The organism is Thermophilibacter provencensis (assembly GCF_030372065.1).
In the GTDB taxonomy this organism is placed as follows: domain Bacteria; phylum Actinomycetota; class Coriobacteriia; order Coriobacteriales; family Atopobiaceae; genus Thermophilibacter; species Thermophilibacter provencensis_A.
Genome location: NZ_JAUDEA010000008.1, coordinates 41,859 through 65,915 on the forward strand (window position 1 = coordinate 41,859; position 24,057 = coordinate 65,915).

A 24,057-nucleotide genomic window follows, 5' to 3' on the forward strand; every position below is an offset into this window, starting at 1 on the left:
CTCGCGGCCGGGGGGCGTTCGCGCGCATGGTGGAGCTGCAGCGCGCGGGGGAGGACTGGACGCTGTAGGCCGCGGCGGGCGCGCGGGGCGGGTGCCGGGCGCGCCGGCGCGCGGCCCGCCCGCGCCCCCCTACTCGCGCAGAAGCGGGCGCGCGTTGAGCGCCGTGATCGCGAGCGTCGAGGCGTTGTGCAAGTAGGCTGCGGTGGTAAGCGAGATCGCGCCGCCGAGCCCCAGGGCTATGAGCAGCGTGTTGAACCCCACGATGAGGCGGTAGTCGCGCCGGATGCGGGCCATGAGGCGCTCGGAGAGGTCGCGCGCCGTCACGAGCGCCCCGAGCGAGGGCTCCGTCACGAGCACGTCGGCCACGGCGCGCGCCACGTCGCTCGCGTCGCCCATCGCGACGGAGACGTCTGCCGCGGCGAGCGCAGGCGAGTCGTTGATGCCGTCGCCCACCATCATGACCGTGCGGCCCTCCCGGCGAAGCGCCTCGACGTGGGCGCTCTTGCCCTCCGGCAGCACCTGCGCGCGGTACGACGTGAGCCCGAGCTCCGAGGCCACCCGGCGCGCCGCGGGCTCGGCGTCGCCCGTGAGCATCACGAGCTCGTCCATGCCGCGCCCGCGCAGCTCCCTCACGACCTCGCTCGCCTCCGCGCGCGGCGGGTCGCTCACGCAGATGGCACCCACCAGGGCGCCGTCGCACGCCACGTAGATCACCGACGCGGCCGGAGCCTCGCGCTCCACGAGCTCGTCGAGCCCCGCGGGCCGCTCGACGAGCTCGTCCTCAAAGAGGAAGTGGGCGCTGCCGATGAGCACGTCCTTCTCGCCCACGCGCGTGGCGATGCCGTGCGCCACGATGTAGCGCACCTCCGCATGGAGCTCGCTTTCGTGGGAGAGCCCGCGACGCTCCGCCTCCGCCACGATCGCGCGCGCCATGCTGTGCGGGAAGTGCTCCTCTATGCAGGCGGCCAGGCGCAGGACCTCGTCCTCGCCGAGGTCCCCGAGGGAGATCACGCGCTCCACGGCGGGTGCGGCGTTGGTGAGCGTCCCCGTCTTGTCAAAGACCACCGTGTCCGCCGCAGCCATGGCCTCGAGGTACCTGCCGCCGCGCACCACTATGCCGTGGCGGGCGGCCTCGTTCATGGCGCTCATGACCGCCACCGGCGTGGAGAGCTTGATCGCGCACGAGTAGTCCACCATCAGGACCGACATCGCCGTGCGCAGGTTCCTCGTCACGGCCAGGATGCCGAGAAACGCGAGGAAGCTGTACGGCACGATGGCGTCCGCCAGGCGCTCCGCCCTGCCCTGGGCCGAGGCCTTGAGGTCGGAGGACTCCTCCACCATGCGGGCGATCCGGTCTATGCGCGCGGCGCCGGGGACGGCGGCCACGCGGACGAGCAGGTCGCCGTCGCGCAGCGCGGTGCCGGCGAAGACGGTGGACCCGGCCTCCTTGCGCACGAGCGCCGCCTCGCCGGTCATCGAGGACTCGTCGAGCTCGCCCACGCCGCCCACGACGGTGCCGTCTACGGGAAGGACACCGCCCTGCGCGAGGTGGAGCACCATGCCCTCCCGCACGTCCACGGTGGCGATGCGCACGTCCCTGCCGTCGACCACCTGCCAGACGCTCTCCGCGCGCACGACGAGGCCGTCGCGCAGCGCGAGGCGCGCCCGGGCGTTGACGTGCTCCTCCATGAGGGAGGAGAGGCGCAGGAGAAACGCGATCGTCCCCGCCTCCGAGAAGGACCTCCGGGAGAGCGCCGCGGCGAGCGCGGCCGCGTCGAGCACCTCGACGGCCATGCGGCCGGAGAGCAGGACCCGAATGCCGCGCAGGATGTGACGTGCGGCGCGCACGCAGACGAGCGCGACGCGCGCCGGGGCGGGCACGAGCGCGCGGCGGGCGGCGCGCGCGAGCAGGAGGCGCACGACCCTCATCTGAAAGCGGTTGTTCTCGAGCGCCATCTCGAGCTCCGTCTCGCGCGGGCCAAGCCCGGGCTCCTCGACGGACGGCAGCGCGAGAACGTCAAGCGAGCGCACGGCATCGAGCGCCGCCGTGCGCGCGGCGGGGTCAGCCGGGTCCGTGCGCAGGAGTATGGAGCCGTTGGCGGCATGCGCCTCCGCGAAGAGGACGCCGGGCACGGCCATGAGCGAGTGGGAGACCCCGCGAGCCTCGGCCTCGGTCATGAGGTCGCGCCCGCATCGCAGGCGCAGGCGCCCCGGAATCTCCGAGACGATCTCAAAGAGCATGGGCCTTACGCCTCTGCGGCGGCGCTCTCGGCGTCGACCTGCGCGGTGACCTCTGCCCGGACCTTGCCCTCGAGAGTGGCGAGGCGCTCTGCGACCGCCGCGTCGATCTTGGCCTGGCGGCGCGCCTCGGCGCAGGCGTCGTTGGCGTCGTCCACGACGGACTGGGCCTCGGCGCTCACGGCGTCGGAGACGCGCATCGCCGCGGTGGTGGCGGCAACGGCCGCCCTGTGCAGGGTGCCCTTGGCGGCGAGGCCCGCGGTCACACCGGCGAGCGCGGCGCCGCCCAGGGCAAAGAGAACGTGATGGTGAAGAGACATGGCTCCTCCTTCGTCTGGCCGTCTTGTCCCCGACAGTATTGTTCCTCTCGGCGCGGAGGTCGACCCGTCGCTCCAAAAGGGCGTACCGTGTCTAACTTCTCGGAAGGCCGGCGCCCGCGCGCGGGCGGTAGCGCTCCCGGAACGCCGTCGGGCTCAAGCGCAGGCAGCTGGCGAAGGCGCGGGCGAACTTGGACGCGTTGGCGTAGCCCAGGGCGCGCGCCACGTCCGCCACCGGCAGGTCGGTCCGCGCGAGCAGGCGCGCCGCGGCGATCATGCGGCGGCGGCGCGCCCACTGGTAGACGGGCATGCCAAACTCCTCGCGGAAGGCCTCCTTGAGGACGGTGGGCGACGTGCCGCACGCCCGGGCGAGCTCGGAGATCGTGGGGTGGCGGGAGAGGTCGGCGAGAAGGACCTCGCGCGCCCTGCGGGCGACCTCCTCTCGGCCGGGCATCGCGCGCCCCTAGCCGGCCACGTGGTAGCCCGCGGCCTCAACGGCTGCGGAGAGCGCCGCCCGGTCGACGGGGTCCTTCGAGAGGACGCGCACGCGGTCGGGCAGGCTCGCGCGGGCCCACACGCCGCCGATCGCGTCGAGCGCGGACTCGACCGAGGCCAGGCAGTGCTCGCAGTGCATCCCCTCGACGGTGAGGTCGACCGCGTAGGGGTAGTGGGCCTCGTCGGTGTCGGCCACCGTCGGGCGCGCGACGTGTGCCTCGTCCCTGCCCGAGCAGCCGCAGCCGCAGCCGCCGCGGCGCAGCGTGCGCACGTAGCGCCCGGCGACCACGATCACCGCCATCACCACCACGACGAAGATGATTGCATCTGCCATTGCCGTCTCCTCCCTCTCGCGAGAAGGGCGCGCCGCCAGCAGGGGTTGCCGACGACGCGCCCGGATGGTACGAAGGGTGCCTGCCCCTTTGTGGGACCCTTTGTTGGTCGGTGGCCCAAAAGTGACCTGTCCTTTTTTGCTGCGAAAACGGACCCGTCCCCTTTTGGGTTACGCGAGCTGGGCGAGGACCTTCTCGTCCTTCTCGTCCTGCTTGGGCATCGGGCGCACGATCTGGAAGATCATGCCCGCGAGCAGCACGAACGCGACCACCGTCCACAGCCCGAAGCTCCCCAGCACGAAGAGCTCCCAGAGCTGGTTGATGATCAGGCCCACGCACCAGGCGAAGACGCACTGGTAGCCAATGGCGAACCAGAACCACTTGGGCGAGTCCATCTGCTTGCGGATGGTGCCGATGGCGGCGAAGCACGGCGCGTCGAGCATGTTGAAGGCCACGAAGGCGCACATCGCACCGACGTGCAGGATGCCGGAGGCGTCGGTGAACATGCCGGCGAAGCCGCTCCACATGGTCACGGAGTTCTCGGTGGCGTCGCCGATGCCGTAGATGACGCCGAAGGTGGAGACGAGGTTCTCCTTGGCGATCAGCGCGTTGATGGAGGCAGCGGCGGCCTGCCAGCTGTCCGCGCCGAGCGGCGCGAAGATCCAGGCGATGGCGTTGCCCACGATGGCGAGCAGCGAGTAGTCGGTGTAGTACTCGGGCACGCCGGGCATGAGCGACATGAAGCCGAAGGAGCCGTCGCCGCCCTCCCAGTTGGCAAAGCCAAACTCAAGCAGGAACCACACCACCACGGACGCGGCGAAGATGATCGTCGTGGCCTTCTTGAGGTACGCGGAGATGCGCTCCCACACATGCAGCCACCAGCTCTTAATCGTGGGGAGGTGGTAGTTGGGCAGCTCCATCACAAACGGCGCGGGGTCGCCGGCGAACATCTTGGTCTTCTTGAGCATGAGCGCGGAGACGATGATGGCGGCAAGGCCCAGGAAGTAGAACATCGGGGCCACCCACCAGGCGTCGGAGCCGCCGATGAGCACGCCCATGACCAGGGCGATGATCGGGGTCTTGGCGCCGCACGGGATCATGGTGGTGAGCATGGCCGTCATGCGACGGTCCTTCTCGTTCTCGATGGTCTTGGTGGCCATGACGCCGGGCACGCCGCAGCCGGACGAGATGAGCATGGGGATGAAGCTCTTGCCGGAGAGGCCGAAGCGGCGGAACACGCGGTCCATGACGAAGGCCACGCGGCTCATGTAGCCGCAGTCCTCGAGGAACGCGAGCATCATGAACAGCACGAGCATCTGCGGGATGAAGCCGAGCACCGCGCCGACGCCGGCGACGATGCCGTCGAGCACGAGCGCCTGGACGAAGTCGGAGGCGCCGGCGGCCACGAGCGCCCCCTCGATGAGCGAGGGGATCGACGGCACGAAGCTGCTGTAGTCATCGAGTGCCGGCGCGCTCTCCTGCGCCGCGACGGCCTCCTCGAAGTCGGCGGCGGTCACGGTGTCGATGACCGCGAGCTCCTGCCCGTCGGCCAGCACCGGGTCGCCGTTGGCGTCGATGCGCGTGACGACCTCCTCGTTCGAGTCGAGGAAGTTGCCGTCGCCGTCATGCATCGGGACGTCGGTGGCCACGACGCCGGCAGCCTCGGCCTCGGCGACGAAGTCGGTGACGACGGCCTGGGCGTCGGCGGCCTCCGGGTCCTCGGCGAGGGTGGCGACCGCGTCGGCGACGCCGTCCGTGCTCACGCCATCGGCCTCTGCCGCCGCCAGGAAGCCGTCGATCTTGTCGCCGTAGTAGCCGGCGTCATACTCCTCGGTGGCCGTCTCGTAGGCCGCCTGGTCCGCGGGGTTCCACAGCCAGCCGTCGCCGAAGACGCCGTCGTTGGCCCAGTCGGTGCCCCAGGTTCCCACCGTGGAGACCGCGAGGTAGTACACCACGAACATCACGGCCACGAAGATCGGCAGGCCGAGGACGCGGTTGGTGACCACGCGGTCGATCTTCTCGGAAACGCTGAGCTTCTTGGGGGCCTTCTTCACGCAGGCGCCCATGGTCTCGGCGATCCAGTCGTAGCGGTCGGAGGTGACGATGGACTCGGCATCGTCGTCGCGGCTCTTCTCGACGGCCTTGATGACCTTCTCGGCCTGGTTGAGCTGCGCTGAGCTGAGGTGCAGCTGCTTTACCGCCTCAGCGTCGCGCTCAAAGACCTTGACCGAGTACCAGCGCGCGAGGTTGGCGTCGCAGCTGCCGGAGATGATGCCCGCGATCTGCGTGAGCGCATCCTCCACCTCGGGCGAGAAGCACTTGGCGCCCGGCTGGACCTTTCCCGCCTGACCGGCGGACACGGCCCTTCTCACCAGCTCGTCGAGGTTGGTGCTGTGCAGCGCCGAGACCTCCACCACCGGCACGCCCAGCGCCGCGGAGAGCTTCTTGGCGTCGATGACGTCACCGCGCTCCTTGAGCAGGTCGCACATGTTGAGGCCGATGACCACGGGGCGCCCTGCCTCGAGCAGCTGCGTGGTGAGGTAGAGGTTGCGCTCGAGGTTGGTCACGTCCACGAGGTTGATGATCGCGTCCGGGCGCTCGCCGACGATGTAGTCGCGCGAGACGACCTCCTCGGGCGTGTAGGGTGAGAGCGAGTAGATGCCCGGCAGGTCGACGAAGGTGACCGACTTGTCGGCGCGCCAGCTCGCCTGCTTCTTCTCGACGGTGACGCCGGGCCAGTTGCCGACGTAGCCGTTCGAGCCCGTGAGCTCGTTGAACAGCGTGGTCTTGCCGCAGTTTGGGTTTCCTGCGAGACCGATGGTTGTCTCTGCCATACCGTGCCTTTCTTGTGCGTGCCTCTGTGTGCCGTGCGCGCTTCTCGCGTGCGCGCCTCTTCGAGTTAGCCAATTGCTACTTGCGTGGTATCACTTGTTAGAAATGGCTAACTTGTTCGGCGAGAAAAACGGCCGCTCCCGGCCGTGCCTGCGACCCGCGGGGAGTCCCGCCGCCGCTACTCGCCCTGCCTGACGTCGGTGACCTCGACGTACGCTGCCTCGTCCTTGCGGATGGAGAGCTCGTAGCCGCGCACCGTGATCTCGATGGGGTCGCCGAGCGGGGCCACCTTGCGCACGTACACGCCCGTGCCCTTGGTGAGACCCATGTCCATGATGCGGCGCTTGAGCGCTCCGGTGCCCGTGAGCTTGGACACCGTGCAGCTCTCCCCCACCCTCACGTCCTTGAGTGTTGCCATGTACCTTCCCTTCTTCCGCGACGCCGGGGGATCGGTCCCCTCGCGTCAGTTAAAGCATCACGGTGATGTGGTTTGCCATCGTGCGGTTGAGCGCAAGGCGCGCGCCCTTCACGCTTACGATGACGTCACCAGCAGCACGCGAGATGACCTTGACCTCCGAGCCCTCAACGAAGCCGAGCTCGGCGAGATGCTGGCGCAGGTCGGCGTCGCCGCGAACCCGCGTCACGCGCGCCACCTCGTCGGGGCCGACCATCGCCAGCGGGAGCTGTGCAGATGCAGCCATAGAGCCTCCTCAGACCTCTGCGGGTCCTTCTCGTACCCCTTCGGGCGCTCCCGGGACGCGCTCGGCCGTGTCTGGACGGGCGTTTGCCGCGCTCGACGCGCTTTGTCGCCCCGCGCCGCCGCCTGCCGCGCTTGGCCGCCCCGGAAGTTACCCTTCACCAACTGAACACAAGTAATATAGGACTAACTCATGGAAACGCAAGGGCCGCTCGCCGATTTTGTAACATTGGGCGAACTTTTGGGACGCGCAGGCGGCGGCAACAAGCCGTCTGGCCACATCCGGGGCGTCTGACGCCGCGCCGACCACCTGCGTTACGCTTTTGCCGGTCATGGCACAAAATCTCTCGCGAGCGTTTCGAAATCTTGAGTCATGTCACTGTCCCCTCAAGGAGACGAGCGTCCGTTGCGACCCCCGCACGCCCCTTTTCAGTGCCGCGGCCCAAAATTCGCAACATTCCGGCCGACCTAAGCCTCCGGAGGGGGGCCGGACAAGTCTCCCTCGATGGCGCGTTGTTTTGTGGTGTAAGAAGGCCTGCGCCCCCGTCGGTGCCTCCGGGGCGCCGGCCCAGCCCCGCCCCCGTCGACCGCGCGGCGTCACGCTGGGCAAGAAAACGGGAACAAGGTAGAAAACGCAAGCAGGGAGGCAGCATGGACATCCGAGACTTCACCGTGACGGGCGAGAAGAACCTCAAGCTGGAGCGCTTTCCCACCTCGCTCAAGATCGACTCCGCGCGGCGACCCGAATACGAGCGGACCCTCGCCGACAACAAGGCGCGCATCGAGGCGCTGCAGGACCGCCTCTACGCCGAGGCGCGCGAAAGCGTCATCATAATCCTGCAGGCCATGGACGCCGCGGGCAAGGACTCCATGATCCGCCACGTGCTGGGCGGCATCAACCCCACGGGCATCGACGTGCGCAGCTTCAAGCAGCCCACCAGCGTGGACCGCGCGCACGGGTTTCTCTGGCGCAGCTTCGGCGCGCTGCCGCCGCGCGGCAAGATCGCGGTGTTCAACCGCTCCTACTACGAGGAGTGCCTGGTCGTGCGCGTGCACGGTCTCTGGCGCAGCTACCAGCTGCCGCGCCGCTGCACGGACATGAGCGAGAGGCGCTACTTCGAGGAGCGCTTCGAGGACATCCGCGCCTTCGAGCGCTACCTCTGGCGCACCGGCAACCGCGTGGTCAAGGTCTTCCTCAACGTGAGCGCGGACAAGCAGCGCGAGCGGTTCCTCGAGCGCATAGACGACGACGCCAAGAACTGGAAGTTCTCCGAGAGCGACCTCGCCGAGCGCATGGAGTGGGACCAGTACCAGCGCGCCTACGAGGACATGATTGCCGGCACCGCCACCGAGCGGGCGCCCTGGCACGTGATTCCCGCAGACCAGAAGTGGGTCGCGCGCGCGTTGGTCTCGGAGGTGCTGCTTGGCGTGCTCGAGGACATCGACCCTCACTACCCCGAGCTCCCCCGCAGGGCGCGCGAACGGCTCGCCGACTGCCGGCGCGCCCTCACGGACGGCCCCGCCGCGGACGTGGACCGCTAGAGGGCGAGAAGAACGCGGCTTTTGGAGCGGTGCCCGCACGCTCATGACTTCGGACGTTGCTTCCATCGCGTGTCCCCTCCCCCAGTGCCGCGTCTCTATCCCTTGCCCGGAGCATAGCAGCGTGACCGGACATAAAAAGAACATATGTTTCTGCTGAGACACGTCCCTTGCCGCGCGTCAGGCGGCCGGGGGAACATTGCCCACGGGTCTACTATTCGTTTATTTTCTTGTGCTGGGCAAGGCCGACAAACGTGGGCCCGGTGCTAAATCTCATGTATACGTCAATAACGAGATGGGAGGGGCTTTGATAAAATATAAACGCGAAACAGTTTGTTCTTCTCGCCTATTCGCATTTCGTACACATACATAAAAATAAAATATTAGACCCCGGGCCCTAATTGGCGCCCTGTGGAAAATACCCAACTGACGGCATGCCAAGAGCACGAAAGCGGCGCCACGGCCCCACAGGCAACTTGGCACAGGGCCCGGCGCCATCGCCCGGCGCCGGCAGCGTCACCCCGTGTTCTGCAGGCCCGCCGCCACGCCGGAGACGGTGCAGAGAATGAGGTACGTGAGACGGTCGCGCTGCTCGGGCGTGAGCTCCTCCCCGCGCAGACGGCGCAGCGCCAGGGCCTGCGTCACGGAGAGCACGTTCACAAATGGCAGACGCATGCGAATCACGGGGCCGAGCACGCGACGGTGCTGCAGCGGCCACTCGTCGCCCACGATGGCGAGCACCCAGCGGCGCGTGAGCTCCATCTCTTGCACGACCTTCTCGGCAAGCTCCTCGCGGTTGCCCAGGCCCAGGTAGAGCCGCGCGATGCGCTCGTCCACCTTGGAGAGCGACATCTCGACGTTGTCCACAAAGGTGGTGAAGAGCGGCCACTCCGCGTACGCCGCGCGCAGGCGCTCGAGGTCGCCCACGCGCTCGCAGGCCGTGCCCAGACCGTACCACGCCGCAAGGTTGATGCGCGCCTGGCTCCACGAGAAGATCCACGGGATGGTGCGCAGGTCGTCGAGGGACTTGGCGCCCAGGCCGCGCTTTGCGGGGCGCGAGCCAATGGGCATGAGGCCCACCTCGGTGAGCGGCGTCACGGTGGAGAACCACTCGGCAAAGCCCTCGGTGTGCAGGAGGTCGAGGTAGTGCTCGCGGGACGCCTCGTTCAGCTCGTGCGCGAGGTCGGCGTACTTCTCGGTGGTGTTGGTGTTGGTCCACTCGATGGACGGCGCGGACTGCAGCAGCGTGGCGCCCACGACGGACTCCACGTGACGGCGCGCCAGCGTGGGGTTGCCGTAGCGCGCGAAGATGACCTCGCCCTGCTCGGTGAGCTTGAAGCAGCAGTTGACGGAGCCCTTGGGCTGCGAGAGCACGGCGCGGTTTGCGGGACCGCCGCCGCGCCCGACCGCGCCGCCGCGGCCGTGCATGAGCACGAGGTCGATGCTGTTCTCCTCCGCCCAGCGCGCGATGGCGCCCTGCGTGGCGTGCAGCACGAGCGTGGCCGAGGTGGGGCCGGCGTCCTTGGAGGAGTCCGAGTAGCCGAGCATGACCTCGAGGCGACGTCCCGTCTGGTCGAGACGGCGCTGCACCTCCGGCAGGCGAATCATGGCGTCGAGCGTAGCAACGGCGTTCTCGAGGTCCTCCACCTGCTCAAAGAGCGGGATGACGTCGAGCACGGGGACGTCCGCCTCGTGCGCGAAGGCAAGGTGCGCCAGACGGTAGACGTTGGCCACGTCCTCGGCCGACTTGGTAAAGGAGATGATGTAGCGGCGCGCCGCGTTCACGCCGTTCTTGCGCTGGATCTGCGCGATGGCGCGGAAGGTGTCCAGCACCTCGCGCGTCATGGGCTCGAGCTCGCCGCGCTCGCCCCAGCGGCCGTGCTCCTCGATGTCAGCAAGCGCGCGGCGGTGCACGAGCGAGTGCTGGCGGAACTCCATCTCAACGAGGTGGAAGCCAAAGGTCTGCGCCTGCCAGATGAGGCGCTGGACGGGGCCGTAGGCCGTGCGCACCGCCCCGGCGCGCGCGAGCGAGGACTGAACGACGCGCAGGTCAGCGATGTAGTCCTCGGCACTGGCGTACATGACGTCCGCCGTGCGGTCTATGGTGGCGCGCAGGCGCTCGGCAATGACGAGCATGGTTGCGCGATGGAGCTCGCTCGCGGAGACGCCGAGGGCGCGCGCCGTGAGGGCCTCGCTCATCTCCACCTGATGGCTCCAGAGATTCATGAGCTGCTCGGAGGGCGGGGTCGAGATGGCATCGAGCGTGAGGTTGCGCCCGCACGCCTGCGTGGCGTCGGCCAGGCGCTCGAGGACGTGGCAGCGGAACTTCTCGGCCACCTGGCGGCTCACGCGCGCGGTGACGTTGGGGTTGCCGTCGCGGTCCGAGCCAATCCAGCTTCCCGGGTGGAAGAACGCCGGGCAGACGGGCGGCACGGTTCCGGCCTTCTCGCCGAGCTCCCAGTCGTCAAAGCGACGATAGACGTCCGGCACCATGTCAAAGAGCGTGCTGTCGAAGATGTCGACGATGGTGTCGGCCTCCTCGACGGGTGTGGGCTTCTTGTGCGCGATCGGCGAGGTCCTAAAGAGCGCGTCGATCTCCTGCAGCAGGCGCCGCTCGTTCTCCGCGAGCGCCACGCCGGAAAGGCCCCCGCGCTCCCCCAGAAGGTCCGCGATGCGGCGAATCTTGCCCTCGACGGCCTTGCGGCGCGCCTCGGTGGGGTGCGCGGTAAAGACCGGGCGAAATTCCAGCCGGCTCAGCAGCGCAATCGCGCGGCCGCGGCCGCACTCGTCCACGAGCTGGCGATACGCCATCGTGATGTCGTTCACCGGATCGGCGGGCTCGCTCGTGGGAACGGCGCTCTCGCGGGCGCGCAGCGACGTCACGCGGTAGTTCTCCTCGCAGATGTTGGCGAGGTGGAAGTACGCGGTGAACGCGCGCATCACAAGGGTGGCGCGCTCCTCGGAGAGGCCGTCGATGATGCGGGTGAGGTCCTGGAAGGCCGTCTCGTCCACGCCCGCGCGGAAGGCGTCGGAGAGCAGGACGTCAAAGGTCTCGAGCAGGTCCGGGTCAAACTCGCCGAGCACGTTGCGCACCAGGCGCAGGAACAGGTCCATGTTCTCGGCAATGCTCTCGGGAACGTCGAGGGCGGGCATAATAGAGGATGCGCCGTCCACGTGCATGGTCTTCTCGGCCAACGTTGCTCCTTTGACGGGCGTGCGGTTTCTCTCTAGAGGGTACCCCGAGAGCGCCCCCGTGCGAAAGTCCCAACACAAAAGACCCCGGCGAGAAACGCGTTGTTCACGCGGGGGCATGCCTTACATTTCTGTCGCGGGCGGGCGGTACAATCGTGTGCCGAGAAGAACCTCGAGAGGAGACGCCCCGTCCATGCCACGCAACCCGTTCAAACGCCATGAGATCACCCCCGTGCGGCCGGCGCGCACGACGCCCAAGACGCCGCGCTACGGCGTGGTCACGAAGGCGCGCCGCAAGAAGCCGGCGCAGGCGTCCAGCAAGCAGCCCACCTTCTTGGCCCGCGTGGTGAACGACTGGTGGAACCGCCTCATCGCCGCCGTCTTTGGCGGCAAGTTCTCCGAGCAGACCGAGCAGTACCTCGCGCACCAGACCACGCGCGACTACGTGTGCAACACCATCGGCCAGGCAACGTGGGGCATGCTCTTTCCGCTGCTCACGATGGTTGCCACCTGGCTCGTGGGCGCCGAGCAGGCGGGGCTTTTCTCCATGGCGTTCACGGTGGGCACGCTGCTTTTGTTCCTCGCCAACTACGGCGTGCGCACCTACCAGGTCTCCGACCTCGACGACATGCGCTCCTTCCTGGACTACCAGATCAACCGCTTTGTCACCTGCGCGGCCATGCTGCTCGTGGGCTGGATGTGGTGCCAGTTCCGCGGATACGACGCGTACATGTTCTCCATCTGCATGGGCGTGCTGGTGTTTCGCGCCGCCGACGGCCTCGCGGACGTCTACGAGGGACGCCTGCAGCAGAAGGACAAGCTCTACCTGGCCGGCCTCTCGCAGGCGGCGCGCTGCGTGCTGGGGCTCGTGGCCTTCTCGCTGGTCCTGCTCGTGACGCGCAACCTTGCCGTGGCGAGCTTTGCCATGGCCGTGGGCGCTGTGGCCTCGCTCGTTCTTCTCACCGTGCCGCTGGCGTACTTTGAGACCGAGAAGAGCCTGCCCGCCACCGTACGTGGCGTGAAGGAGCTCTTTGTGGAGTGCTTCCCGCTGTTTGTGGCGCTCTTCCTCTACAACCTCATCGACTCGGTGCCCAAGTTTGCGATGGAGGGCGCGCTCTCCTATGACAACCAGCTCTACTACAACGCCATGTACTTCCCGGCGCACTCCATCCTCATGGTGGCGGGCTTCATCTACAAGCCGCAGCTCGTGCGCCTGGCGCGCATCTGGGATGATCCCGAGCGGCACCGGCGCTTTGACCTGCTCGTGCTTGCCATGATTGGTGTGATCGCGCTCATCACGGGCGGCATGGCGCTCGCCATGGGGACGGTGGGCATCCCGCTCATGAGCCTCATGTACGGCCTGGACTTCGAGCAGTTCCGCGGGCTCTGCCTGGTGATGGTGGGCACGGGCGGCGTGTGCGCGTGCATCGACTTCCTGTACCAGATCATCACGGTGCTGCGCGCGCAGGGCGAGGTCTCCAAGCTCTACCTCATCGCCTTTGCGTTTGCCGTTCCCGTGGCGATGCTGCTCGTCAACTTTGCAGGGCTGGCGGGCGCCGTGGTGGGCTCGCTCGTCTCGATGGCGATCCTGCTGGTGCTGCTGGTGATGGAGTACTTTGGCATCCGCCGGCGCATGAGCCGCGGATACTAGCGGCGGCGCGGGCGGCGGTCCTTGGGCGCCTTCTTGCGCACGGAGTAGCCAAACGTCCCGAGGCGGCGCCCCAGCTCGAAGTACTCGCCGTGGCTGTAGGCCGTGAGGCAGGCGCGCGCCAGGTCGAGCTTGCCGTTAGCGTTGAGCAGGGCGTCGTCCACCTGCACGGCCAGGACGTCCGCAAGGAACAGGTGATGGCTCCCCAGCTCGAGCACGTCGCGCACGTGGCACTCAATGTTGACCGGGCTCTCCTCTATTGCGGGCGCAAGCTCGAGCTTTGCCGCCGATGCGGGTGTGAGGTGGCACTCCTCCCACTTGTCGTGGTCGCGGCCGGAGCGCACGCCGCACCAGTCGCACGCGCGCTGGAGCCGCGCCGTCACGAGGTTCACCACAAACTCGCCCGACTCACGGATAATGCCGTAGCTGTGCCGCTCCGGGCGCAGGGAGATCGAGAGCATCGGAGGGTTGGTGCACACGGTGCCGGCCCACGCCACCGTGACGATGTTCTTCTCGCCGGCGGCGTTCGCACAGCTCACCATCACCGCGGGCAGCGGGTAGAGCATGTTGCCGCCCTGCCAGACCTGCTTTGCCATGCTGTCTCCTCCTTGTAGCACACCCCACCTTACACGAAGGTCATTTTGGAGCTTCGATCTTGCCTCATAATGGCCTTCGTGTAAGGTCGGCATCAGTACACCTACGCCGCAAGGGCCCCGCCGAGGCGCGTGCCCGCCCACACGGCGATGAGGCACGTTCCAACATTAAGTACCACATTAAGAGCAGCCCCCACGCCGTTGCCGGACTCGATCATCTGAAGCGTCTCGTTTGAGAAGGTCGAGAACGTGGAGAGGCCGCCGCACAGACCCACCGTGAGCAGCATGCGCGCGGGCTCCGGCAGCGGGGAGACGGCGTGCAGGCCGGAAACGACACCGATGACCAGGCCCGCGAGCACGTTGGCCACAAACGTTCCCGCCGGCAACCCCGGCAGCAGCGTCGCGAGCAGGAGCCCCAGGCCCCAGCGCCCCACGCTGCCCGCGGCGCCGCCCACGGCAACGGCGATAAGCTCGGTCATGCGGTGTCCCCTTCCCCACGGTTGACGGTTGGCCTCGCAACGATACCACGCCAGCACCGCCCCAGCGGAGACGCGCCCGCATCCATGGCCTATGGGGACGCAAACCGACACTTCTTCGGCAGAAAGCGTCGGCTCGCGTCCCCGTTTCTAAAGCGGGGACGCCAGGCGACACTTCCTGCGACAAAAGCGTCGGCGCGCGTCCACGCGAGCACTCGAGCGCGAGTCCTTCTCCCCCGGCTAGTCCAGCTCCTTGGCGCCGGTCCAGAGCTGCCAGTACTCGCCGCGCTGGGCGAGAAGCTCCTCGTGCGTGCCGCGCTCCACGATCCGCCCATGCTCGAGCACCATGATCGCGTCCGCGTTGCGCACCGTACTCAGCCGGTGCGCGATCACAAACACCGTGCGCCCCGCCATGAGCGAGTCCATGCCGCGCTGGATGAGCGCCTCGGTGCGCGTGTCGATGCTCGAGGTTGCCTCGTCGAGGATGAGAACCGGAGGGTTGGCAACCGCCGCGCGCGCGATGGCGAGGAGCTGCCGCTGGCCCTGCGAGAGGTTGGCGCCATCGGCCACCACGGGCGTGTCGTAGCCGCGCGGCAGGCGCGAGATGAAGCCGTCCGCGTTGGCCACGCGCGCCGCGGCGCGAACCTCCTCGTCGGTGGCATCGAGCTTGCCGAAGCGGATATTCTCCGCGATGGTCCCCGCAAAGAGGTGCGTGTCCTGCAGCACGATGCCAAGCGAGCGTCGCAGGCTGGCCTTCTCGATGTCGCGCACGTCGATGCCGTCGTACGTGATCACGCCGGAGCGCGTCTCATAGAAGCGGTTGATGAGGTTGGTGATGGTGGTCTTGCCCGCGCCCGTTGACCCCACAAAGGCAATCTTCTGCCCCGGCTTGGCGTAGAGCGTGAGATCGCGCAGGACCGTCTGGCCCTCCTCGTAGCCAAAGTCAACGTTGTAGAAGCGCACGTCTCCCTGAAGCGGCACGTGCTCGCCGTCGATGAACCACGCCCAGCCCGCGGCACCGGCCGCCACGCGCGCGGCCTCCACGTCGTCGGCGTGCTCGAGGCGCACCACACCCTCGTCGACCTCGGGCTCCATGCGCATCACGGAGAAGATGCGCTCCGCGCCGGCCAGCGCCGTGAGCAGGAAGTTGCCCTGCTGCGTGAACTGGTTGAGCGGGGCCGTTGCCTGGCGCACAAAGACGAGGTAGCTCGCGAGCGACCCCACGTCCATCTGCCCGCCCATGGCGAGAAGCGCGCCCAGAATGGTGACGACGGCGTAGTTGATGTAGCCCACGCACACGGTCACCGGCACCATCGTGGACGCGTAGGCCTGCGCCGACGTGCCCGCCTCGCGCAGGCGCTCGTTGAGCTCGCGGAAGCCGGCGAGGTTGGCTGCCTCGTGGTTGAAGACCTTCACGACCTTCTGGCCGGAGATCATCTCCTCCACGTAGCCGTCGAGCGCGCCCAGCTCGTGCTGCTGGCGCGAGAAGAAGCGCCGGCTGCGGCCGCCCGAGAAGCGCACGTAGAGCGCAATGCCCAGGTCACACGCCAGGGTGACGAGCGTGAGGCGCCAGTCGAGCACCAGAAGCAGCGTGAGCGTGCCCACGATCTGCACGCCCGCCTGGACGAGGCTCGCAAAGCTGTTGTTGAGCGCCTCGGAGACCGTGTCCACGTCGTTGGTGAAGTAGCTCATCACGTCACCGTGGCGGCTGCGGTCAAAGAAGGAGAGCGGCAGGCGCTCGATGTGGTCAAAGAGGTCGCGGCGGATGTCAAAGACCACGCGCTGCGCCGCTCGCACCATCGTCTGCGTGTAGCCGGCAGCAGACGCCACGCCCAGCAGGTAAATCACCGCAGTCAGCGCAACGCCGGACGAGAAGGACGCGAAGTCGCCCTCCCCCACCGCGTTGACCACGGGCTTGATCATGTACGTGCCAAAGAGGTTGGCGAGCGCGCTCACGGTGACGAGCACCGCCACGAGCAGGAGCATCCAGCGCGCGTGGCTCATGTAGGAGAGGAGCGTCCTCAGCGTGGCGAGCGGGTTTTGCGGGCGCGCGGGCGCCGCGGTCTGACGGGACGGCATCTACGCCACCTCCCCACTGATCCCAGAGCCAATCTGGGACTCGTAGATCTCCTGGTAGATGGGATCGCTGGCGAGAAGTTCCTCGTGGGTGCCCTGGGCGTGCACACGCCCGTCGTCCAGCACCACGATCTTGTCGGCGTCCATCACGGATGCCACGCGCTGGGCGATCACGATCTTGGTGACGTCTTTGAGCGTTGCGAGGTTTGCGCGGATCGTGGCATCGGTGGCCATGTCCACGGCGCTCGTGGAGTCGTCAAAGATGAGGACACGCGGACGCTTGAGCAGGGCACGCGCGATGCAGAGGCGCTGGCGCTGGCCGCCCGAGACGCCAGCGCCGCCCTGGCCGAGGTCCCCGTCCAGCCCGCCAATGCGCTCCAGGAACTCGTCAGCACAGGCGAGACGGCACGCCTCGAGCATGTCCGCGTCCGATGCCGCGGCGTCGCCCCAGGCGAGGTTCTCCCTAACGGTGCCCGAGAAGAGCACGTTCTTCTGCAGCACCACGCCCACCGCATCGCGCAGGGCGGCGAGGTCGTAGTCGCGCACGTCACGGCCGCCCACGCGCACGGTGCCCGAGCTGGCGTCGTAGAGGCGCGCGATGAGCTGCACGAGCGTGGACTTGCCCGAGCCCGTGCCGCCGAGGATGCCGATGGTGGAGCCCGCCGCAAAGTCCAGGCAGACGTCCTCGAGCACGTTCTTCTCGGCCGTGCTCGCGTACTTGAAGCTCACGTGGTCAAAGCTCACCGAGCCGTTGCGCACCTCGTGCACCGCCTGGCGCGGCGAGGCGATGGTGGGCTTCTCGTCCAGCACCTCGCCCACGCGCTCCACGCTCGTCACAGCGCGCGCGAGCAGCAGGAAGACGTTGGAGATCATCATGAGGGAGTTCACGATCTGCAGGACGTAGCTCATGAAGCCGGTGAAGGTGCCCACCGTGAGCGTGCCGGCCAGGATCATCTGCCCGCCGAGCCACATGATGCCCACGCAGGAGGTATACATCGTGGCCTGGAAGATCGGCAGGTTGAGCACCGCGGTGCGGAAGGTCCGCGTGGCCGTGGAGGCGAGCTGGCCGTTCACGCCGGCAAAGCGCTCGGCGACATGTCCTTCTCGCACATAGGCCTTGATCACGCGGATGGCGGCAAGGTCCTCCTGCAGGGCGTCGTTGAGCTGGTCCATCACGCCCTGGAGCACGCGGTAGAGCGGGCCCACGCGGCGCACCACAAAGAAGACGGCCACGGCGAGCACGGGGATCACCGCAAAGAAGACCACCGCGAGCTCGGCGGACATGAGCGCGGCGCAGAGCAGGCCCATCACCAGGATCACGGGCCCACGGACGAGCGGGCGCGTGCCGGAGACCAGCGCGTTCTGGATGACGGTGACGTCGGTGGTGAGGCGCGTCACGAGCGAGGAGCTCTCAAAGTCGTCGAGGTTTGAGAACGAGAACTCCTGCAGGTGGGCATACTCTGCCTCGCGCAGGCGCGAGCCCAGGCCCATGGCGGCGCGGGCAGAGAAGCGCGCGTAGAGAAAGCCCAGGCCCAGCGAGATGAGCGCGCAGACGAGCATGCCGGCGCCGCCGGTGAGGACGGTGCGGAGGCTGCCAGCCATGATGCCCTCGTCCAGGACGTAGGCCATGAGCACGGGAATGAAGATCTCAAGCGAGGTCTCAACGGCCACGCAGAGCACGGCGAGAAGGAAGTCCCGCCGATACGGGCCCAGGTAGCGGGCAATGAGGCGAACCCCGTCCATCAGGCCTCGCCTCCCCCGCTGCCGTCGATGGCGCTCCAGAGGTTGGCGCGGGCGCGGCCGAGAAGATCGGCAAACGTGGCGCGCTCCTCGGGTGTGAAGCCCGTGAGCATCACCTCCTGCTCCTCGGCGCAGACGGCGTCCCAGGCGTCCGCGGCGGCGCGACCACGCTCCGTGAGGGCAAGTGCCTTGGTGCGGCGGTCACGGCCGGGGGCGGAGGTCACAAAGCCCGCGCGCTCGAGGGAGTCGAACATGCGCGAGACGGCGCCGGGGTCGCACTCAAAGAAGTCGGCCACCTCGCGCTGGCTGGACGGGCCGTGAACGGCCAGGTAGACGAGCATCTTCGGCTGGCCGGGACCAAGGCCGAGCTCGTCAACGTGGGGCTTGAGATAGGTGCGCTGCGCGTGAAAGGCGCGCATGAGGCGCATGTGGAAGTCCTCGAGCGACGACCCCGGCTCGGGCGGGCAATCAGGCATAGGCACTCCTTGGCATGTCAATGGTTGTCTATGCAAGTGTACTGTAAAAACGGGACGTGTTATTTGTCTCAGAGAAAAGGGGACAGGCCTTGCAAGGCCTGTCCCCTTTTCTCTGAGACAAATAACACGTCCCGTTTTTACAGAAGCCGGAGGGAGACCTCCTTGAGCTGCTTACCGGAAACCTCGCTCGGCGCGTCGGACATGAGATCGCTGCCGGAGCTGGTCTTGGGGAACGCCATGACGTCGCGGATGGAGTCCTCCCCTGCCAGCAGCATGCACACGCGGTCGAGGCCGAGAGCAAAGCCGCCCATGGGGGGCGCACCGTACTCGAGGGCGTCCATGAGGAAACCAAACTGCTCGCGGGCGCGCTCCACCGAGAAGCCCATGAGCTCGAGCATGTCGAGCTGCATCTGGGAGTTGTGGATACGCATGCCGCCGCCACCGGCCTCGCAGCCGTCCATGACGAAGTCGTACGTGGCAGAGCCAATGGCCAGCGGGTCCGCCTTGATCTTCTCGACGTCAAGCTCGGTTGGCAGGGTAAAGGGCTGGTGCTCGGCCTCGTAGCGCTTGGCCTCGTCGTCCCAATGGAAGAGCGGGAAGTTGACCACCCAGAGGAAGTCGTGGCCCTCGCGCGGGACGTCGAGCGCGTTTGCCATGTGCAGGCGCATGCCGCCCAGGATCTCGTCGGCGCCCTTGCGGTCGGCGACGGCAAACATCACGAGGTCACCCAGCTCAACGCCCATCTCCTCGCGCAGCGCCATCATCTCCTCGTCAGAGAAGAACTTGACGATCGGGCTGTTCACGGAGCCGTCCTCGCGGAACGCAATCCACGCGAGACCCTTGGCGCCAAACTCTGCTGCCACGTTTGCCAGCTTGTCGATCTGCGCGCGCGGCCAGGCCCCGGCACCCTTGGCGTTGATGGCCTTGACGTACTGGCCCTCGGTGGCCGCCGCGCTCGCAAAGAGCTTGAACTTGGAGGCCTGGAAGATGCCGGTCACGTCATGGAGCTCCATGCCAAAGCGGGTGTCCGGCTTGTCGGAGCCGTAGGTGTCCATCGCGTCCCAGTAGTCCAGGCGGCGCAGCGGCGTGGGCATCTCGACGCCCATCTTGGCAAAGGCGTCGGACAGAACGTCCTCGAGCGCGCCCATGACGTCGTCCTGCTCGACAAAGCTCATCTCGATGTCCACCTGAGTGAACTCGGGCTGGCGGTCGGCGCGCAGGTCCTCGTCGCGGAAGCACTTGGCAACCTGATAGTAGCGCTCGACGCCGCCCACCATGAGCAGCTGCTTGAGCAGCTGCGGGGACTGCGGGAGGGCGTAGAAGTGTCCGGGTTGGGTGCGGCTCGGCACGAGGAAGTCGCGCGCGCCCTCGGGGGTTGACTTGAAGAGCGCGGGGGTCTCCACCTCGAGGAAGTCACGGTTGTGGAGTGCCTCGCGAATGGCAAAGGTGAAGTCGGAGCGCAGCTTGAGGTTGGCCGTCATGCGCGGGCGACGCAGGTCGAGGTAACGGTAGCGCAGGCGGACGTCCTCGGAGGTGTCCACGTGATCCTCAATCTGGAAGGGCGGCGTCTTGGAGGAGTTGAGGACCTCGATGGCGTCGATAAGGACCTCGATCTCGCCGGTCGCGAGCTTGGAGTTTTCCATGCCCTCGGGACGCTCTCGAACAACGCCCGTGACCTTGATCGGCCACTCGGAGCGGATGGTCTCGGCCGCGTGGAAGGCCTCGCCACCGGAGTGCTCCGGGTCAAAGGAGACCTGCGTCACGCCGTCGCGGTCGCGCAGGTCCACGAAGATGAGGCCGCCGTGGTCGCGGCGGTGCCAGACCCAGCCGGTAAGCGTCACCTGCTGACCGATGTGCTCGCGGCGCAGCTCGCCGCAGGTGTGCGTGTGCATGGTGTGGGAATCCATATGGTGCCTTTCTCGTCCTGCCGCCCCGTGCCGTACGGGCGGCGCCTCTCGGATGGCCGCAGCGCACGTAAACGGCGCACGTTGCGGCGAGGCTGATTGTACTACGGGCACAAGGGAGAGCACGCCCACGTAACCGGAACACAATAAACGGCGACCCAAAGGCTGAGGGCAGGCCATTTGGGCGCCAACCGTAAGGTGATGACAAAGGTGACAGGGTAATTGTCACCTTTGCCATCAAGTATGAGGCCGCGCGAAACCTTCTCCGCTGCGCAAAAAAGTCACTCGTGCCACAAGCGTCAGTTTTGCGCAGAGCAAGACGCCGCCGGACTTGTTTGATGACAAAGGTGACAGGGTAGATTGTCACCATCAATAAGATGGTGACAATCTACCCTGTCACCTTTGTCATCATCGAAGGAGCGTACATGCCTGCCTACAGAACCGCCGTCTTTGACCTCGACGGAACCCTACTCGACACGCTCGAGGACCTTCACCTCTCCACCAACGCCGCTCTTGCGGCCCGCGACATGCCCACCCACACAATTGATGACGTGCGCCGCTTTGTGGGCAATGGCATCAAGCTGCTCATTCACCGCGCCGTGCCCGCCGGAACGGACGCCGCAACGGAAGCGGCAGTCTACGAGGACTTCTGCGCGCACTATGCCGCGCACTGTGAGGATCACACCGGTCCCTATCAGGGAATTCCCGAACTTCTTGCCCACCTGCGCGCAGCGGGCGTGACGCTGGCCGTGGTCTCCAACAAGGGGGACTTTGCCGTCCAGGAGCTCGTGGCGCGACAGTTCCCCGGCGCCTTTGACGCGGTTCTCGGCGAGAACGAGGCAGCCGGCATCCGCAAGAAGCCGGCTCCGGACATGGTGCGCGCCGCCCTCAAGCGCATGGGTGCAACGCCCGAGGGCATGGTCTACATTGGCGACTCCGAGGTTGACGTGCAGACCGCCGCAAACGCGGGCTGCCCGTGCGTGAGCTGCACCTGGGGATTCCGCAGCGTGGACGAGCTTCTCGCCGCGGGCGCCACCACCCTCGTGGACACCCCCGCCGAGCTGGAGCGCGTTCTTCTCGGCTTGGACGCGTCAGCCGCCCGCTGACCGCTCGGGCAACGCTCGCCTAACAATTTGTGAACCCGCGCATAACATCGGCCCGCACGGGTTATAGTCTTGCTAACGTCCGTTTGGCCTCCGACGAAAGGGGATCGCCATGGGAAAGAAGGCTGCCGAGGCTCTCGACATCAACTACGAGGGTCTGGTCGAGTACCTGCACTGCAATCACTCCGTCTACATGAAGATCGGCTCGTCCGTCTATTACCTCACCGACTGCAACTTTGAGTCCTGGCGCGCACAGGACACGAGCCGCCGCAACGAGAAGAACCACTTTGTCGACTGCTCCGAGCTCGTCCCCACTGTTGACGAGTTCCTCGCGCTCCCCTTTGTCAACGGCAAGACCATCCAGGACGTCTTTGACCACGCCACGTTCTACGCCTCCCTCTCCGGCGAGAAGGACGAGTAGCGCCGCGCGGGCACACTCACTTAGAAACGCATCGGGGCCGGTTCCGTTGGGAACCGGCCCCGTTTTCGTTTGCGCGTTAGACGCACCCGCAAGCGGACCTACAGGTAGGCCACGGCCTTGATCTCGACCTTGGCGGCCTTGGGCAGCGCGGCAACCTCAAAGGCGGCGCGGCTGGGATACGGCGCGGTGAAGAACTCGCCGTAGACCTCGTTCATGGCCGCAAAGTCGGCGATGTCGTCGAGAAGGACGGTGACCTCGGCAACGTCGGCCATGGAGGCGCCGGCGGCCTCGAGGATGTTCTTGATGTTGGTCAGGCTCTGACGGGTCTGGGCCTGGATGTCCTCGCCGGCAAACTCGCCGGTGGCGGGATCGATCGGCAGCTGGCCGGACACGTGGATCGCGCGCGTCGCGGGCGCGATCGTGGCCGCGGAGTAGGGGCCGAGCGCCGCGGGCGCCTTGTCGGTAACGATTGCCTCAATAGCCATGTTCTTCTCCTTCTTCTCTCTGGTCGAAAGGAAACGATACGAAGGGACTGTCCCTTTGCATCATCTTGCCACGTATCGGCCGGGGGTGCACCCGGTAGGCTCGCCGTCGCGGGCCACGAGCTCGCCGCCCACGTAGACGAGGTGCGCCCGCCCGTGGGCCTCGAAGCCCTCCCAGGGCGTGTAGTCCACTGCCTGGTGCTGGGTCGCTGCGCTGATGGTCCAGCGCGCAGCGGGGTCCCACACGCACACGTCTGCCGCAGCGCCCACGGCGAGGCGCCCGCGCTCCGGCCACAGGCCAAAGACGCGCGCCGGCCCCTCGGAGAGCAGGCGGCAGAGCTCCATTGGCCCGAGCTGGCCCTCAAAGGTCGTGGCCATCACAGCCGGGCGGTGCTCGATGCCGGGACCGCCGTTGGGGATCTTGGTGAAGTCGCCGATGCCGCGGTCCTTCTGGCCGTGCAGGTTAAACGAGCAGTGGTCCGTTGCGATGGAGTCCACCTCGCCGGAAAGCACCGCCCCGCGCAGCGCGCGCACGTCGGAGGGCTTGCGCAGCGGCGGGCTCATCACGTACTTGGCGCCCGCGAAGCCGTCCTCCCCCGCCTCAAGGTAGCGCGTGTCGTCGAGCGTGAGGTACTGCGGGCAGGTCTCCACGTAGATGCCCTTCTGACCGCGGGCCCGGGCGGCGCGCACGGCGAGAAGCCCAAGCTCGGTGGAGAGGTGCACCACGTTCACGCGGGCACCCGCGATCTGCGCCAGGTAGAGCAGGCGTGAGACGGCGTCGGCCTCTGCCTCGGCGGGACGGCTCAAGGGGTGGCCCTCCGGTCCCGTGATGCCCTCGGCAAGCACCTGACGCTGGAGCTCGTTTACCACGTCGCCGTTCTCGCAGTGCACGCAGAGAACCGCATCCAGGTCTCGCACGACCTCCAGGCAGCGCAGCGTCTCGGCATCCGAGAGGCGCAGGTGGTCGTAGGCCAGGTAGGTCTTGAAGCTGCGCACGCCCGCCTCGCGCATGCGGCGCATCTGGGCGGGAGAGTCCTCGCCCCACTCGGCGATGGCCATGTGGAAGCCGTAGTTGGACGTGCAGCCCGCGCCGCTCTCCGCGCGCCTGTGCCACTCTGCCAGCGCCTCGTCCATCGTCACGCCGCGATCGGCCGTGGCGTAGTCCACGATGCACGTGGCGCCGCCGCAGGCCGCGGCACGCGTGCCGGTCTCAAAGCTGTCGGCCGTCCAGTCCATGCCGGTCCAGCACTGCAGGTGGGTGTGCGCGTCAATGAAGCCGGGAAAGACCCAGCAGCCAGAGACGTCCTCGACCTCGTCGTCCGGGCCCGGCACAATGTGAGCGGCAAGGTCCACGATCTTCTCGCCCTCAAGGGCCACGTCACCTCGACGCAGGCCCTCGGGAGTTACGAGCGTTCCGTTTGCGAGAATTCTTCTCATCGCATCCCCTTCCTCGTAACCTGACAAAGGTGACAGGGTAGTTTGTCAGGTTTTGGAAC

Annotated in this window: 20 protein-coding genes; 4 read left to right on the forward strand and 16 right to left on the reverse strand. The window is 67.3% G+C overall.

Annotated features, from left to right (window positions below):
• Window positions 1-129 precede the first annotated feature (129 nt).
• From QUW25_RS06275 to QUW25_RS06305, 7 genes are all read right to left on the reverse strand, one after another.
• Window positions 130-2,241, reverse strand: a complete 2,112-nt coding sequence (locus tag QUW25_RS06275; protein ID WP_289511360.1) for a heavy metal translocating P-type ATPase — start codon at window positions 2,239-2,241, stop codon at window positions 130-132.
• A gap of 5 nt (window positions 2,242-2,246) precedes the next feature.
• The gene (locus QUW25_RS06280; protein ID WP_087322298.1) at window positions 2,247-2,558 is read right to left on the reverse strand and encodes a DUF1490 domain-containing protein; all 312 of its coding nucleotides are present in this window, start codon (window positions 2,556-2,558) and stop codon (window positions 2,247-2,249) included.
• Window positions 2,559-2,649: 91 nt separating this feature from the next.
• Complete coding sequence (locus tag QUW25_RS06285; protein WP_289511361.1) at window positions 2,650-3,009, reverse strand: helix-turn-helix domain-containing protein; 360 nt, start codon at window positions 3,007-3,009, stop codon at window positions 2,650-2,652.
• Between the two features lie 9 nt (window positions 3,010-3,018).
• Entirely contained in the window at window positions 3,019-3,384 is a 366-nt protein-coding gene (locus tag QUW25_RS06290) for a heavy-metal-associated domain-containing protein (protein ID WP_289511362.1), read from the reverse strand.
• A gap of 168 nt (window positions 3,385-3,552) precedes the next feature.
• Window positions 3,553-6,216: a ferrous iron transporter B gene (gene feoB / locus QUW25_RS06295; protein WP_289511363.1), complete on the reverse strand. Its 2,664-nt coding sequence runs from the start codon at window positions 6,214-6,216 to the stop codon at window positions 3,553-3,555.
• Window positions 6,217-6,392: 176 nt separating this feature from the next.
• On the reverse strand, window positions 6,393-6,632 hold the full coding sequence (locus QUW25_RS06300; RefSeq protein ID WP_087322306.1) for a FeoA family protein: 240 nt from the start codon (window positions 6,630-6,632) through the stop codon (window positions 6,393-6,395).
• 49 nt (window positions 6,633-6,681) lie between these two features.
• Window positions 6,682-6,915, reverse strand: a complete 234-nt coding sequence (locus tag QUW25_RS06305; protein WP_087322308.1) for a FeoA family protein — start codon at window positions 6,913-6,915, stop codon at window positions 6,682-6,684.
• Window positions 6,916-7,562: 647 nt separating this feature from the next.
• Here QUW25_RS06305 and QUW25_RS06310 point away from each other — a divergent pair.
• On the forward strand, window positions 7,563-8,453 hold the full coding sequence (locus QUW25_RS06310; RefSeq protein WP_289511364.1) for a PPK2 family polyphosphate kinase: 891 nt from the start codon (window positions 7,563-7,565) through the stop codon (window positions 8,451-8,453).
• A gap of 513 nt (window positions 8,454-8,966) precedes the next feature.
• Here QUW25_RS06310 and QUW25_RS06315 read toward each other — a convergent pair.
• Window positions 8,967-11,603 (reverse strand): phosphoenolpyruvate carboxylase, encoded by a 2,637-nt coding sequence (locus QUW25_RS06315; protein WP_436317679.1) that lies wholly within the window; start codon window positions 11,601-11,603, stop codon window positions 8,967-8,969.
• Between the two features lie 232 nt (window positions 11,604-11,835).
• Here QUW25_RS06315 and QUW25_RS06320 point away from each other — a divergent pair, with 232 nt between their 5' ends.
• Entirely contained in the window at window positions 11,836-13,293 is a 1,458-nt protein-coding gene (locus tag QUW25_RS06320) for a lipopolysaccharide biosynthesis protein (protein WP_289511365.1), read from the forward strand.
• Here QUW25_RS06320 and QUW25_RS06325 read toward each other — a convergent pair.
• From QUW25_RS06325 to aspS, 6 genes are all read right to left on the reverse strand, one after another.
• A complete protein-coding gene (locus QUW25_RS06325) occupies window positions 13,290-13,886 on the reverse strand; it encodes a flavin reductase family protein (protein ID WP_289511366.1) in 597 nt (198 codons plus the stop codon). The genes QUW25_RS06320 and QUW25_RS06325 overlap by 4 nt on opposite strands.
• A 101-nt stretch (window positions 13,887-13,987) precedes the next feature.
• Window positions 13,988-14,362 carry a fluoride efflux transporter CrcB gene (gene crcB / locus QUW25_RS06330; RefSeq protein WP_289511367.1) on the reverse strand — a complete coding sequence of 125 codons (375 nt, stop codon included), beginning with the start codon at window positions 14,360-14,362 and terminating at the stop codon, window positions 13,988-13,990.
• Between the two features lie 237 nt (window positions 14,363-14,599).
• A complete protein-coding gene (locus QUW25_RS06335; RefSeq protein ID WP_289511368.1) occupies window positions 14,600-16,438 on the reverse strand; it encodes an ABC transporter ATP-binding protein in 1,839 nt (612 codons plus the stop codon).
• Window positions 16,439-18,178 (reverse strand): ABC transporter ATP-binding protein, encoded by a 1,740-nt coding sequence (locus QUW25_RS06340; protein ID WP_289511369.1) that lies wholly within the window; start codon window positions 18,176-18,178, stop codon window positions 16,439-16,441.
• Entirely contained in the window at window positions 18,178-18,651 is a 474-nt protein-coding gene (locus tag QUW25_RS06345) for a MarR family winged helix-turn-helix transcriptional regulator (protein ID WP_289511370.1), read from the reverse strand. Before QUW25_RS06345 ends, QUW25_RS06340 begins: the two co-directional genes overlap by 1 nt.
• 137 nt (window positions 18,652-18,788) lie before the next feature.
• The gene (aspS, locus tag QUW25_RS06350; protein ID WP_289511371.1) at window positions 18,789-20,558 is read right to left on the reverse strand and encodes an aspartate--tRNA ligase; all 1,770 of its coding nucleotides are present in this window, start codon (window positions 20,556-20,558) and stop codon (window positions 18,789-18,791) included.
• Between the two features lie 422 nt (window positions 20,559-20,980).
• Between aspS and QUW25_RS06355 the strand changes: the two genes are divergently transcribed.
• Both QUW25_RS06355 and QUW25_RS06360 read left to right on the forward strand, forming a co-directional pair.
• Entirely contained in the window at window positions 20,981-21,661 is a 681-nt protein-coding gene (locus tag QUW25_RS06355; protein WP_289511372.1) for an HAD family hydrolase, read from the forward strand.
• Between the two features lie 109 nt (window positions 21,662-21,770).
• Complete coding sequence (locus QUW25_RS06360; protein WP_289511373.1) at window positions 21,771-22,079, forward strand: CDP-alcohol phosphatidyltransferase; 309 nt, start codon at window positions 21,771-21,773, stop codon at window positions 22,077-22,079.
• 98 nt (window positions 22,080-22,177) lie between these two features.
• On the opposite strand, the gene QUW25_RS06365 is transcribed toward QUW25_RS06360, so the two are convergent.
• Together QUW25_RS06365 and hydA are read right to left on the reverse strand one after the other, a co-directional pair.
• Complete coding sequence (locus QUW25_RS06365; protein WP_289511374.1) at window positions 22,178-22,564, reverse strand: Rid family detoxifying hydrolase; 387 nt, start codon at window positions 22,562-22,564, stop codon at window positions 22,178-22,180.
• A 60-nt stretch (window positions 22,565-22,624) separates the two neighbouring features.
• On the reverse strand, window positions 22,625-23,998 hold the full coding sequence (gene hydA / locus QUW25_RS06370; RefSeq protein ID WP_289511375.1) for a dihydropyrimidinase: 1,374 nt from the start codon (window positions 23,996-23,998) through the stop codon (window positions 22,625-22,627).
• Window positions 23,999-24,057 lie beyond the last annotated feature (59 nt).

What these genes read in the sequence shown, in the direction of transcription:
- QUW25_RS06275 (WP_289511360.1), bottom strand. Translation starts at nt 2,241, where the DNA reads ATGCTCTTTGAGATCGTCTCGGAGATTCCGGGGCGCCTGCGCCTGCGA.
- QUW25_RS06280 (WP_087322298.1), bottom strand. Translation starts at nt 2,558, where the DNA reads ATGTCTCTTCACCATCACGTTCTCTTTGCCCTGGGCGGCGCCGCGCTC.
- QUW25_RS06285 (WP_289511361.1), bottom strand. Translation starts at nt 3,009, where the DNA reads ATGCCCGGCCGAGAGGAGGTCGCCCGCAGGGCGCGCGAGGTCCTTCTC.
- QUW25_RS06290 (WP_289511362.1), bottom strand. Translation starts at nt 3,384, where the DNA reads ATGGCAGATGCAATCATCTTCGTCGTGGTGGTGATGGCGGTGATCGTG.
- feoB (WP_289511363.1), bottom strand. Translation starts at nt 6,216, where the DNA reads ATGGCAGAGACAACCATCGGTCTCGCAGGAAACCCAAACTGCGGCAAG.
- QUW25_RS06300 (WP_087322306.1), bottom strand. Translation starts at nt 6,632, where the DNA reads ATGGCAACACTCAAGGACGTGAGGGTGGGGGAGAGCTGCACGGTGTCC.
- QUW25_RS06305 (WP_087322308.1), bottom strand. Translation starts at nt 6,915, where the DNA reads ATGGCTGCATCTGCACAGCTCCCGCTGGCGATGGTCGGCCCCGACGAG.
- QUW25_RS06310 (WP_289511364.1), top strand. Translation starts at nt 7,563, where the DNA reads ATGGACATCCGAGACTTCACCGTGACGGGCGAGAAGAACCTCAAGCTG.
- QUW25_RS06315 (WP_436317679.1), bottom strand. Translation starts at nt 11,603, where the DNA reads ATGCCCGCCCTCGACGTTCCCGAGAGCATTGCCGAGAACATGGACCTG.
- QUW25_RS06320 (WP_289511365.1), top strand. Translation starts at nt 11,836, where the DNA reads ATGCCACGCAACCCGTTCAAACGCCATGAGATCACCCCCGTGCGGCCG.
- QUW25_RS06325 (WP_289511366.1), bottom strand. Translation starts at nt 13,886, where the DNA reads ATGGCAAAGCAGGTCTGGCAGGGCGGCAACATGCTCTACCCGCTGCCC.
- crcB (WP_289511367.1), bottom strand. Translation starts at nt 14,362, where the DNA reads ATGACCGAGCTTATCGCCGTTGCCGTGGGCGGCGCCGCGGGCAGCGTG.
- QUW25_RS06335 (WP_289511368.1), bottom strand. Translation starts at nt 16,438, where the DNA reads ATGCCGTCCCGTCAGACCGCGGCGCCCGCGCGCCCGCAAAACCCGCTC.
- QUW25_RS06340 (WP_289511369.1), bottom strand. Translation starts at nt 18,178, where the DNA reads ATGGACGGGGTTCGCCTCATTGCCCGCTACCTGGGCCCGTATCGGCGG.
- QUW25_RS06345 (WP_289511370.1), bottom strand. Translation starts at nt 18,651, where the DNA reads ATGCCTGATTGCCCGCCCGAGCCGGGGTCGTCGCTCGAGGACTTCCAC.
- aspS (WP_289511371.1), bottom strand. Translation starts at nt 20,558, where the DNA reads ATGGATTCCCACACCATGCACACGCACACCTGCGGCGAGCTGCGCCGC.
- QUW25_RS06355 (WP_289511372.1), top strand. Translation starts at nt 20,981, where the DNA reads ATGCCTGCCTACAGAACCGCCGTCTTTGACCTCGACGGAACCCTACTC.
- QUW25_RS06360 (WP_289511373.1), top strand. Translation starts at nt 21,771, where the DNA reads ATGGGAAAGAAGGCTGCCGAGGCTCTCGACATCAACTACGAGGGTCTG.
- QUW25_RS06365 (WP_289511374.1), bottom strand. Translation starts at nt 22,564, where the DNA reads ATGGCTATTGAGGCAATCGTTACCGACAAGGCGCCCGCGGCGCTCGGC.
- hydA (WP_289511375.1), bottom strand. Translation starts at nt 23,998, where the DNA reads ATGAGAAGAATTCTCGCAAACGGAACGCTCGTAACTCCCGAGGGCCTG.